Here is an 11782-nt window from a genome sequence, read left to right as displayed (position 1 = left end):
GGGGGGGGGGGGGGGGGGGGGGGGGGGTCGGCCCGCCGCCCCCGGGCTGGGGGCTGCCGCGCGCGTCCCTCCGGGGCGGCCGGCGCGGGGGCCCGCCCCCCGGCCCCGCGGCGCGCTGCCGTCGGGACGGCCCCGGCCCGGCCTACCGCCGGACGGGCCGGTCGGGGCCCACCGCGTACGCACGATGGGCCGGCCGGGCCCGTCCGGGGCCTACCGCGTGCGGACGATGTCGACGTCGGAGGCCTTCACGAAGGCGACCCGGTGGCCGATCTGTACCGTCACATAGCGGGTGCTGCCGGGGAAGTACGTGTGGTCGTAGGGGTACGAGGAGTCGATCGTCGGGGCGTAGAAGTAGCCCGCGGGCGCCTGGCCGCCGCCGGGGTAGGACTGGCCGGCTTTGATGGTGTAGCCGAGCGGGGCGCTCACCCGGGGCGCGGTGAAGTCCGCCGGGTAGTCGGTGGCCGCGGGGTAGGCGGTTCCGTAGACCGGCACGTCGGTCAGGCCCGGCTTGGGGCGGACGACGTAGCCGGCGGTGGGGGTGGTGACCCGGGTGTGGGCCGGGGTCTGGAACCACGCCTCCTGGCCGTACCACCAGATCGCGGTCCAGCCGGGGGTGCGTTCGGCGACCACGGCCTGCTGGGTGGCGCTGATCTTGCTGCCCCAGTCGCTCGCGCAGGTGGTGCCGCTCTGTCCCGGCGGGTGGAGCCCCGGGTCGGCGAAGAGCGGTGCGGTGGTGGAGGGTTGGGTGTAGAGGGGGACGGCGCTGCTGGGCTGTGCGGGCAGGTCGATGTTCTTCTCGCAGTCCCGGAAGGACTGGAGGTTCTCCTTGAACACCGGGTTGACGGTGACCAGTTGGCCGCCGGGGCGGCCGGTGGGCTCGGTGGGCGCGCCGAGCAGGGCCATGAAGCGGTTCCAGTCCCAGTACGGCCCCGGGTCCCAGTGCATGGCCGCGGTACCGCCGGCCGTGGTGGGCGGCACGTTGTCGTGGCCGAGGATGTGCTGGCGGTCCAGCGGGATGTCGTACTTGGCCGCGAGGTAGCGCACCAGGGCCGCCGTCGAGCGGTACATGGAGGGGGTGAACCAGGTGCCGCCCTCGGTGGCGTAGCCCTCCTGTTCGATGCCGATGGAGTCGGAGTTGATGTACCAGTTGCCGGCCTGCCAGGCGACGTCCTTGGTCTTCACCATCTGGGTGACGTGGCCGTCGCTCGACCGCACGACGTAGTGGGCCGAGGCGGCCCGCTTCGGGTCCTGGAAGATCTTCAGGGTGGTGTCGAAGGTCTCCTCGGTGTCGTGCAGGACGATGTACTTGATCTTGTTGGTGTGGGGCCGGTCGGAGAGGTCGTAGTTTCCGTACGTCTCCTTGTCGGCCGGATCGCCGGTCTGCTGGTAGGCCGCCGGGACCCAGTCGCATCTCAGGACGCGCGGGCATTCGGTGGCCGGTCCTGCCGCGCTCGCGGGGGACGCGGGCGTCAGGGCGAGGCCCAGGACGCCGGCTGTCGCCGTCGCGAGCACGCGGATGATCCTCTGCTTGGACGTCATGAACGACCCTTCCAGCCGAAAGGTGTGCGGGGCTCTCTCGCCATGCGGCGCGTGACTGCGCGCGGGACACAGTGTGACCCCGGATGACAGCTCGTCAAGTACCTGTCGGCGAGCGCGACTTGTATCAGTGGCGCAGACCTGTGGCGGCTGCTGTGACCTGCGGATGGCGCGCGGAGCTCAACGCGGCGCCGGGCGGGGCGGGTTCACGGGCCGGGACAGCGAAAAGCCCGGCACCGTGGACGGACGGTGCCGGGCCGCAGGGTGATGACGCCGGGTGTGTCGCGCTCAGTCCTGCTGGAAGAGCTCGGCGGGCAGCGGCTTCAGGAGTGCGTACAGGTCGTCGGTGATCGGCCGGTCCCAGCTGGCGATCGTGACGAGGACGTTGTCGCTGCGGTCGAACTGCACGCAGGAGATGCGGCTTTCGGAGAGCTTGAGGCGGCGCACGATGAGCAGGTTGTCGCCCTGCATCACCGGCATGTCCTCGGTGCCGACGACCTCGATCGGCTCGTCGTTCTCCAGCGCCACCAGGAGCTGGGCCACCTCGAAGGGGACCTGTCCCTCGGCCATCTCGCGGGCCGGGGAGCCCTCCGGCAGATTGCCGATGATCATCGCGGGGCCGCGGCCGCCGAACAGGTCGTACCGCAGGAAGACGCCCTGGCAGCTGCCGTCGGGGGCGGGGAGCAGTCCGGCGCCGAGGTTGCCGGGCCAGTCCCCAGGGTCCATGGCCAGGACATCGAAGTCCGGGCCCGCGGGAGTGGCGGCGCTACGGCGGCGGAGGAAGGACATGCCGTCAATGGTACGTGCCCCGGGCCGCCCGGCGGAGCCGGGCCCAGCCCCCTGGGCGGGTCGCCCCTGCACCGCCCCTTCCCGAGACACTCCAGGGGTGAAAGCGCTGAGGCGCTGAGATGTGCATGCCGCCCGGCATCGAGTAGCTCAGGGGCGCGGGGAACCGCGCGACCGGCCAGCCACGGTCCGTAGACGAAAGCGGGGTTGCCGGGGCCCCGCCTCGGACCCCGTGTCGCGCCTGAAGGGCGCTCGTCCTCAATCGCCGGACGGGCTGAGGTGGCCCCATGAGCCGGGGTCGAGCAGCCGGACGGGCTGAAGATGCCGATGCTGGGCATCCCGCCAAGGACAGCCGGCCAGGGGCGCGGGGAACTGCGCGAGACGCGAGCACGGGCCGCCGGGGGCCCCGGCTCCCCGCCGTGGACGGCTGGTGGGGGCCGGGGCCTTGGGGCGCGCGGGGTCAGCGCCCGGGTACGCCTCGGATGCCGGAGCCGCGGGCCTGGTGGGGCAGGAGCCCCGCGAGGCCGCCGCGGTCGGTGCCGAGCTTGCGGAAGGCACCGGACAGCAGCAGCTCCACGGTGCGCTCCTTGTAGCCGAGCTCCTCCGCGATCCGCCGGTTCTCCCAGTCGAGGGCCGCCAGCTCGGCCACCGCCTTCTCCTGCGAGGTGAGCAGGTCGGAGTCGGTGGCGCGCAGTTGCAGGGGCCGCAGACCGGAGGCGGCGAGTTCCTCGCGGGCTCGCGTCGCGAGCGCGTCGGCTCCGCAGAGCGCGGCGCTCTCCAGGCCGCGCATCAGGAGGTCGGCCGCGTCCTGCGGGAGTCCCGCGCGGCTGAGCATCGCCCCGTGGTCGACGAGGGCCTGCGCCAGCTCGTACGCGGCGGGTGACCGCTCCAGCTGGCGGACGGCCTCGCCCATCAGGGCCAGGCTGTCGGCGCCCGAGGTGACCTTGGCCGCCGCGTGCAGGGCACGGCCGACGGCGCCCGGGGTGCCGAAGCGCCGGGCGACGTCGACGGCTTCCTGCGCGACGGCCGCGGCCTCCGCCGGGTCGGTGTGGGCGATCGTCTGGGCGAGCAGCGGCCGCCACGGGCACCACATGGGATTGCGCATCCCGCGCGGTTCCAGCCGGCGGCCCACCGCCCGCAGCCGCTCCTCGGCGTCGGTGCGCAGTCCCCGCGCGATGAGGAGTTCGCTGTAGACGGTCTCGGAGTCCGGGTAGACGACCGCGTTGGGCACGACCTGGCCGTAGTTGTATTCGTCGGACAGTTCCTGCGCGTCCTGGACCCGGCCGCGGGCGAGCAGGATCTCGATGAGGATGCCGAGCGCGAACCACTGGGCGGGGACCTGGTGTCCGACCCGGTCGGCGATCCGCAGCCCGCTGTGTACGAGATCCTCGGCCTCGGCGAGCCGGCCGCGGTGGAATTTGATGTAGCCGAGCAGCGTCAGGCCGAAGGACAGGTGCGCGCCGCGCCAGCCCTTGCGTTCGCACTCGGCGATGCCTTCGTTGAACAGCTCGTCGGCGCGGCCGGGCTGGTCGCAGTACATGAAGGTGAGGGCGACCAGGACGGGGACCTCGAAGCCCCAGTTCTCGTCGGTCCAGGGCAGTCCGCCCTCCAGCGCCTCCTCGGCGTAGCGCAGGGCGGTCTCGGCGGGTTCGCCGCGCACCATCGCGTCCCAGGCGCGCAGGCCCAGGATGTACCGCTCGGCCTTGCCGCGCCCGGTGAGGTGGTCGGCGAGCCGGGCCAGGCTGCGTGAGCGGGCCGGGGAGTCCTCCTCGTCGGCGCGGAACGCGTTCCACTGGAAGGTCTCGGCCTGCATGCGCAGCCGGGTGCGGGCGCTGGTGGAGTGCTTGGCCTCGGCAGCGACGACGGCCGCGGCCTCGGCCATGCGGTCGGTGTGCGCGAGTGCCTGGGCGAGCCGGTAGGTGACGGCTTCGCGCAGTTCCGGAGCGAGTTCGGGCTCTTCGAGGGCCGCTTTGAGGTGGTTGACGGTGGTGGCGGGCTCGTTGAGGAGCGCCGAGCAGCCCAGTTCGAAGAGGACTTCGGCGCGCTCGTCCAGGGCGGGAGGTTCGCGCAGGGCGCGGGCCAGACAGCGGCGGGCCGCGTCGGGTGCGCCGGCCCGCAGATAGTCGCGGGCGGCGGCGCGCAGCTGGCGTACGGCCCATCGGTCGTTCTCGGGGTGCATCTCCAGGATGTGCCGGGCAGCGGCCGTGGGACCGAGCCCGGCCTCGCTCACCGCGAAGGCGGCCTGCCCGTGCATCGCGACCCGCAGGGCGGCGGGGATGGCCCGGTAGACGGCGGTGCCGACGAGCGGGTGGAAGAAGTCGAGCCGGTCCAGGCGGTCGTGCTCGGGGGCGAAGATCCGGGCCTCGCGCAGCCGGTCGACGGCGTCGGCCATCTCCTCCACGCCGAGCCCGGCGACACCGGCGGCCATCTCGCGCCCCGCGTCGGTGCCGAGCACGGCGACGGCCCAGGTGAGCCGTCCGGCGGAGGGGCCGAGCCGGTCGATGCGCTCGATGATCCCGTTGCCGCTGACGGCGGAGGCCAGTTCGCGCAGTTCGCCGGCGTTGGCGTACTGCGGTTTGATGCCGCGGTCGCGGATCCTCGCTACGAGTTCGACGGCTTCGTAAGGGTTGCCCGCGGTCAGGGTCCAGCACTCGCGGGCGAACAGGTCGTCCCCGTCAGCGCCGAGTACGTCGCGCACGAGGTCGGCGACGGCGGCGGGTGTGAACGGCGACAGGTCCAGCGGACGCGAGCCGTGCCGCGTGGCGAGCCGGCGGAACTCGGCTGCGTGCCGGGGCAGTTCCTCGGGACGGTAGGCGACGACGATCAGGAGCGGCAGGTCGCCGGCGCGCAGCGCGAACGACGTCAGCCAGGCCAGCGTCTCCTCGTCCGCCCAGTGCGCGTCGTCGACCACGAGCACGACCGGCGCGTACTGGACCGAGAAGCGGGTGACGAGCCAGTCGAGTCCGTCCCGGACGCCCTGCGGGTCGGGTGCCACGCCGCTCTTTCCCGCGACGAGGCCGACCGCGGGCGCGACGATGTCGTACCAACTCCCCAGTATCTTGCGGTGTTCGTCCTCGCTCGTCGCGGCCAGCACCGGCTGCACGAGCTGGCGTACGACGTGGAAGGCCACGCTTTCCTCCAGCTCGCTGCCGCGGGCGGCCAGCAAGGTGCAACCGCGGGCCGCGGCCTTGCGGCGGACCTCGGCCACCAGTGTCGTCTTGCCCAGGCCGGCCGATCCCGCGATGGCGAGCAGGCCGCCGTTGGGCGCGCTCCCCTCGCCTGCCCGGCCGCACAAATCGTCCAACATGCTGTCGAACAGCAGCAGTTCTTCGTCGCGCTCAAAGAGCATCCGGCGCGGTACCCCGCCCCGGCCCCTCGTATCCGCCACAGCGGTCCCCTTCTGGCAGTAGCACCGAGCCTACGCCCCGGACACGTACCGTGACATGAATATCGACCTTCCGTCTTCTCCTTGACCCATTAAGTTGGCTGGATCCGTTGATGGTTGACTCGGATCACCGGGGAGGGGCGCCTGGACCCACATGTACGCCCCTGTGCGCTGTAAGGCTCCGGCGTCGTACGACTTCACCCCGGCCCCCGACCCGTTGATGATTGAAAAACGTATGGAGTACTAAGGAGGCGGTGCCGTATGGGCAGCACTGGCAGGGTCCGGTCGGCGCGGGCGCGGACCGGGCTCATCGACCTTCCCTTTCCCGCGCGCCGGCATCCCCGGTACGAGCTCGCCGGCCGGCACACGCTGGACTGGCTCCACCGGTTCGGCATGCTCGCCGGTGAGCAGGCGACGGCCGAGTACGACGCGATGGGTCTCGAACGGCTGATGGCGTACTTCTATCCGGACGCCTCGGACGCGCACCTTGCTCTGGCGACCGATCTAAACGCCTGGTTCTTTGTCTTCGACGACCAGTTCGACGGCCCGCTGGGTAAGTCTCCCGAGGGGGTGCTGCGGCAGATCGACACGGTGCTGCGCACCATGGGCGACGCGCCGCCGGTGCCCGGTGAGGCGGCCAACCGGCTGGCGACGAGCTTCCGTGATCTGTGGCAGCGGGTGACCGCGGACACCCCGTTGTTGTGGCAGGAGCGCTTCCGCTCGCACTGGCGTGACTATCTGACGGCGTATCACTGGGAGGCCCTCAACCGGACCCGTAACGGCACCCTGTCGCTTCCCGGCTTTCTGCGCGGCCGCCGCGATTCCATAGGCGTGCAGCCCTGTCTCGACCTGGTGGAGCGGTGTGGCGGCTACACCCTGCCCAAGGAGCTGCACGAGGGCGAGCCGCTGGCCGAGATGCGGGAGATCACGGCCGATGTGGTGATCTTCGTCAATGACATGGTCTCCGTGGACAAGGAGCTGGCCGCGGGAGACGTCAACAACAGCGTGATCATTCTGTTACGGCAGGAGATGTGCAGTGTGGAGCAGGCGCTGCGGCGGGTGGCCGTCCTGGCCAACGCCCGGGTGGCCCGCTTCCAGGAGTTGACCGCCGAGCTCACCGCCGGACTCGACGCGACCGCCCTCGCCAAGGAGCTGCGGTGGCAGGTGGACGACTACGTCGACGGCATGCGCGCCCTGATGAGCGGCAATCTGGCCTGGTCCCTGGAGACCGCGCGGTACGGCGAGGCGGGCATCGCCGCCGTCAGCGAGGGCCGTCAGCGGCCCTGGGCCCAGCTGTTCCCGGAGCAGGCCGCCGAGGCCTGAGCCGGGACCACCGGGACGAGCGGCGGCCTCAACGGACGCGTGGAGAACGCCCGTTGAGGCCGCTGCCGCGTCGTCGGCTCCGGGCCGCGGGTCAGGTGAGGTCGAACTCGCCGGAGCGTGCGTTGATCACGAAGGCCCGCCACTCCGCGGGGCTGAAGATCAGCGGTGGGCTGCCCGGGCTGCCGCTGTTGCGCAGGGCGATGAAGCCCTCGACGAAGGCGATCTGGACGTCCCCCGCCCCCTGACTGCTCGACTGCCACTGGGCTTCGCTGAAATCGAGCTCCGGCTTGTCCCAGCCGGAAGGGGTGTGCCCCGCAAGGCTCCCCAAGGTGTGCTGGGTGGTGGTGGTGGTGGTGTCGGCCACGTCCGTGCTCCTCCCCGGTTCATCTCGTCCGGGGCCACCCTAGCGATCGCCCGCGGTGGCGGACAGGCCACGTGAGGTGCACCGGGACCCGTCCGTCGCGGATCGCCCTCAGCGGGCGGGGGGTTCGGCGCCGACCAGCCACATGGCGAAGAACTGGGAGCCACCGCCGTAGGCGTGGCCCAGCGCCTTGCGGGCCCCGGCCACCTGGTGTTCGCCGGCTTCGCCGCGCACCTGGAGGGCGGCCTCGGCGAAGCGGATCATGCCGGAGGCGCCGATGGGATTGGTGGACAGGACGCCACCCGAAGGGTTGACGGGCAGGTCACCGTCGAGTTCGGTCACGCCGGCCTCGGTGAGTTTCCAGCCCTCGCCCTCGGCGGCGAAGCCGAGGTTCTCCAGCCACATGGGTTCGTACCAGGAGAACGGCACGTACATCTCGACGGCGTCGATCTCGCGCCGCGGGTCGGCGATACCGGCCTGCCGGTACACGTCGGCCGCGCAGTCCTTGCCGGCCTGGGGCGATACGAAGTCCTTGCCGGCGAACAGGGTGGGCTCGCTGCGCATGGTGCCGCCGTGCACCCAGGCCGCGGGGCGCGGCGCCCGGGCCGCGCCCGCCCGGTCGGTGAGGATCATCGCGCAGGCGCCGTCGGAGGAGGGGCACGTCTCGGAGTAGCGGATCGGGTCCCACAGCATCGGCGAGGCCTGGACCTTCTCCAGGGTGATGCCGTGCTCGTGGAGGTGCGCGTAGGGGTTCTTCAGGGCGTTACGCCGGTCCTTGTACGCGACGAGGGAGCCCACCGTGTCGGGTGCGCCGGTGCGCCGCATATAGGCCCGCACGTGGGGGGCGAAGAAGCCGCCCGCGCCGGCGAGCAGCGGCTGCGTGAACGGGATGGGCAGGGAGAGGCCCCACATGGCGTTGGACTCGGACTGTTTCTCGAAGGCGAGGGTGAGGACGGTGGTGTGGATGCGGGCGGCGACCAGGTTGGAGGCGACGAGCGCGGTGGAGCCGCCGACCGAGCCGGCGGTGTGGACCCGCAGCATGGGCTTGCCGACCGCGCCGAGGGCGTCGGCGAGGTACAGCTCCGGCATCATGACGCCCTCGAAGAAGTCGGGCGCCTTGCCGATGACGACGGCGTCGATGTCGGCCCAGCTCAACTCGGCGTCATCGAGCGCCCTTTGGGCTGCTTCGCGGACGAGTCCCGCCAGGGACACGTCGTGCCGGGCGGCCACGTGCTTGGTCTGGCCGACGCCGATGACGGCCACGGGTTCCTTGCTCATGACTCCCCCTCCAGGACGGCGACCAGGTTCTGCTGAAGGCAGGGTCCTGACGTGGCGTGCGCGAGGGCCCGGTCGGACTCCCCGCGGTGGATGCGGGCGGCGGCCTCGCCGAGTCTGATGAGCCCGGCGGCCATGACGGGGTTGGCGGCGAGCGCGCCTCCCGACGGGTTCACGGTGACGTCGTCACCGAGCCGCAGAGCCTTGCGCAGGATGACCTCCTGCGAACTGAAGGGCGCGTGCAACTCGGCGGTGTCGACGGGCCGTTCGAAGGCGCCGGCCCGTTCGGCGGCGAGGCGGGCGGACGGCGAGTCGGTCAGGTCGCGGACGCCGAGGGAGTGCGCCTCGATGCGGTGGTCCATGCCGCGGATCCAGGCGGGCCGCGTACACAGCTCGCGGGCCCGGTCCCCGGCGGCGAGGATCACGGCGGCCGCCCCGTCGCCGACCGGCGGGCAGTCGCCGGTGCGCAGCGGGTGCACCAGGTAGTCGCCCTGCGGACGTGAACCCCGCACCTGGGCACGGGGGTTGGCGGTGGCGGAGTCCCGGCTGCGGGACGCGATGGCTGAGAGGCGCGGCTCGTCGGTGACGCCCGCGTCGATGAGGGACTGCGCCTGAAGGGCGGCGAGCGCGACCGAGTCGGGCCAGAGCGGCGCCACGTAGTAGGGGTCCAGCTGCCGGGTCAGGACATCGCGGAGTTCGCCCGGTGAGGACTTGCCGTACCCGTAGACGAGCGCGGTGTCGGCCTCACCGGTGAGGATCTTGACCCAGGCCTCGTACAGCGCCCAGGCGCCGTCCATCTCCACATGGGACTCGGCGATCGGCGGCCAGGCGCCGACCCCGTCGAGCGCCATGGTGAACGAGAAGGCGCGCCCGGCGAGGTAGTCGCTCGACCCCGAGCAGGTGAAGCCGATGTCGCTGGTCTTCAGGCCGGTGGCGTCGAGGACCTGGTGAAGGACCGGCATCAGGAGCTCGACCTCGGAGAGCTCATCGGTGCGGCGCCGGTGGTCGCTCTGCGCGAACGCCACGATCGCCACGTCCCGGGCGGGAGGGGTGGGCGCCATCAGATCAGCTCCTTGTACGTGTCGTAGTCGGCGTCGGGTTCGCCGGTGGGCCCGTAGTGGTCGGGGTAGCGGCCGCCCTCGCTCCATACGGGTTCGACCCGCAGCCCCATCCGGACCTGGTCGTAGGGGATGCCGCCGATCCGGCCGTGCAGGGCGAGCCCCGCGCCGTCGAGCGCGATGTGCGCGTAGACGTACGGCACCTCGATGTCGAGGTTCTTCGCCTTGATGTTGACGATGCAGAACGTGGTCACGGTGCCGGCGGGCCCGACCTCCACCCGCTCCTCGGTGGCGACCCCGCAGGTGGGGCAGGCGCCGCGCGGCGGCACGTACACCTTCCGGCAGGAGGGGCAGCGCTCGCCGACGGTCTTGCGGGCGGACAGACCGCCGATGTACGCGGACTGGGCACGCCCGGGGCTGTAGGTGTAGTCGAGCCGGGCGGGCGCGACGATCCCGGTGACGAGGTCGTCGAACTCACCGCTGTGCGGAACGAGTTGATGCCTCGCCTCGGTTTCGCCGGGCTCGAAGCAGGCGATGTCGGTGATGGCGCCGGTGCGTTCCCCGGACCAGCGGATCCGTACCCGCATACCGCTGTGAACGGCTTCGGGGCCGGGTGCGTCCAGGACGTGCAGGAGGGAGGTGTCGGCGCCGTCGAGCCGTACGAGTACCCAGGCGAAGGGACCCTCCAGGGGCTGGTCGCGGCGCGGGGCGGGGTTCCAGGCCCAGGTGGTGACAGTGCCGGTGGGGGCGACCTCGACGAGTTCGCGGATCTCCTCGGCGGTGACGGGGTCGTACTCGACGGGCGGCACGAGCACCTTCCCGTCCCCGGTCCGCACACCGAGCACGGTGCGCTCGCGCAGCCCCGTGAGGAAGGCGCTCTGGACCGGCCCGAGGGAGCGGGTGAACGGAAACTCGACGACGAGCGGCGCGCGCAGCACGTCGGGCGAGGCGGATCCTGTCATGTGGCCAACTCCTTGGATCGCGTACAACGGAAAGGGATGCGAGGCTCAGGGCCACCTACGGCACGCCCGACTCAAGAGGCTCAGGGCCATCTACGGCACGCCCGACTCAAGAGGCTCAGGGCCACCTACAGCCCGGCCGGCATGTGCGGACGAGCGCCCCTGAGGCGTGAACGGGGTCCGGGACAGAGCCCCAGGGTCCTTCACCCGCCGGAGGGTTTCGGGAAGGGGCGGGGCGGGGGCGGTCTCAAGCCCGCCGAAAGACCGCCGCCCGCTTCTCCGCGAACGCCAGCGCCCCCTCCTTCGCATCCGCCGTGGCGAAAATCGGCCACCCCCGCTCAAGCTCCGCCGCAAGCCCCTCCGCCTCACTCATGGACGCCGTGTCGTACACGCACGCCTTCACCGCCTCGACAGCCAACGGCCCGCACGCGTTGATCTGTGCGGCGATCTCAAGGGCCCGGCCGAGCGCGGCCCCGGCCGGCACGACGCTCCCGATCAACCCGATCCGCGCCGCCTCCTGTGCGCCGTACGGCCGCCCGGTCAGCAGCATCTCCAGCGCATGCGTACGCGGAATCTGCCGCTGGAGGCGGACCGTGGAGCCCCCGATCGGAAAGAGCCCGCGCTTCACCTCGAAGAGCCCGAACGTGGCCCCCTCCCCCGCCACGCGGATGTCGGTGCCCTGGAGGATCTCGGTGCCGCCGGCCACGCAGTACCCCTCGACCGCGGCGATCACGGGTTTGCGGGGCCGGTGGTTGCGGAGCATCGCCTTCCAGTGCAGCTCGGGGTCGGCCTTGAGCCGGTCCCGGTACTGCTCGCCCGCCATGCCCCGGCCCGCGAGGGCCTTGAGGTCCATGCCCGCGCAGAAGTCGCCGCCCGCTCCGGTGAGGACGACCGAGCGGATGGAGTCGTCCGCGTCGGCCTCCAGCCAGCCGTCGTACAGACCCACCAGCAGCGGCAGCGAGAGCGCGTTCTTCGCCTCCGGCCGGTTCAAGGTGAGCACCAGCGTGGCGCCTTCGCGCCGCACGTCGAGGTGTTCCGTACCGCCCATTGCCGTCCTCCCGTCTCAAGACCTAGAACAGGTTGCAGTAGTGGCGGCGGC

At 71.9% G+C, this 11782-nt stretch carries 9 protein-coding genes; 1 reads left to right on the top strand and 8 read right to left on the bottom strand.

From position 1 onward, the window contains the following. Positions 1-210 precede the first annotated feature (210 nt). From AB0D31_RS29330 to AB0D31_RS29320, 3 genes are all read right to left on the bottom strand, one after another. Positions 211-1539, bottom strand: coding sequence for a peptidoglycan recognition family protein (locus tag AB0D31_RS29330; protein ID WP_362728680.1), 1329 nt, complete (start codon positions 1537-1539; stop codon positions 211-213). Between the two features lie 285 nt (positions 1540-1824). After that, the gene (locus tag AB0D31_RS29325; RefSeq protein WP_362728678.1) at positions 1825-2325 is read right to left on the bottom strand and encodes a hypothetical protein; all 501 of its coding nucleotides are present in this window, start codon (positions 2323-2325) and stop codon (positions 1825-1827) included. 457 nt (positions 2326-2782) lie between these two features. Beyond that, positions 2783-5710, bottom strand: a complete 2928-nt coding sequence (locus tag AB0D31_RS29320; protein WP_362728676.1) for an AAA family ATPase — start codon at positions 5708-5710, stop codon at positions 2783-2785. Between the two features lie 258 nt (positions 5711-5968). Here AB0D31_RS29320 and AB0D31_RS29315 point away from each other — a divergent pair, with 258 nt between their 5' ends. Further along, positions 5969-7030 (top strand): isoafricanol synthase, encoded by a 1062-nt coding sequence (locus AB0D31_RS29315; RefSeq protein WP_362728675.1) that lies wholly within the window; start codon positions 5969-5971, stop codon positions 7028-7030. A gap of 91 nt (positions 7031-7121) precedes the next feature. Here the strand turns inward: AB0D31_RS29315 and AB0D31_RS29310 are convergent, their stop codons facing one another. The 5 genes from AB0D31_RS29310 to AB0D31_RS29290 all read right to left on the bottom strand — a co-directional run bounded on the left by AB0D31_RS29310 (position 7122) and on the right by AB0D31_RS29290 (position 11731). Continuing rightward, positions 7122-7358 (bottom strand): DUF397 domain-containing protein, encoded by a 237-nt coding sequence (locus AB0D31_RS29310; RefSeq protein WP_362728684.1) that lies wholly within the window; start codon positions 7356-7358, stop codon positions 7122-7124. A 144-nt stretch (positions 7359-7502) separates the two neighbouring features. After that, a complete protein-coding gene (locus AB0D31_RS29305) occupies positions 7503-8669 on the bottom strand; it encodes a thiolase domain-containing protein (RefSeq protein ID WP_362728673.1) in 1167 nt (388 codons plus the stop codon). After that, the gene (locus tag AB0D31_RS29300) at positions 8666-9727 is read right to left on the bottom strand and encodes a thiolase domain-containing protein (RefSeq protein ID WP_362728671.1); all 1062 of its coding nucleotides are present in this window, start codon (positions 9725-9727) and stop codon (positions 8666-8668) included. Before AB0D31_RS29300 ends, AB0D31_RS29305 begins: the two co-directional genes overlap by 4 nt. Then, complete coding sequence (locus tag AB0D31_RS29295) at positions 9727-10686, bottom strand: OB-fold domain-containing protein (protein WP_362728669.1); 960 nt, start codon at positions 10684-10686, stop codon at positions 9727-9729. The genes AB0D31_RS29300 and AB0D31_RS29295 overlap by 1 nt, the downstream gene beginning before the upstream one ends. A 244-nt stretch (positions 10687-10930) precedes the next feature. Next, positions 10931-11731 (bottom strand): crotonase/enoyl-CoA hydratase family protein, encoded by an 801-nt coding sequence (locus tag AB0D31_RS29290; protein ID WP_362728667.1) that lies wholly within the window; start codon positions 11729-11731, stop codon positions 10931-10933. Between the last annotated feature and the right edge of the window lie 51 nt (positions 11732-11782).

This window comes from Streptomyces sp. NPDC048361 (genome assembly GCF_040651795.1).
GTDB lineage: Bacteria > Actinomycetota > Actinomycetes > Streptomycetales > Streptomycetaceae > Streptomyces.
The sequence above is the reverse complement of the archived record's forward strand: the minus strand, read 5'-3'. Positions and strand labels throughout refer to the sequence as shown.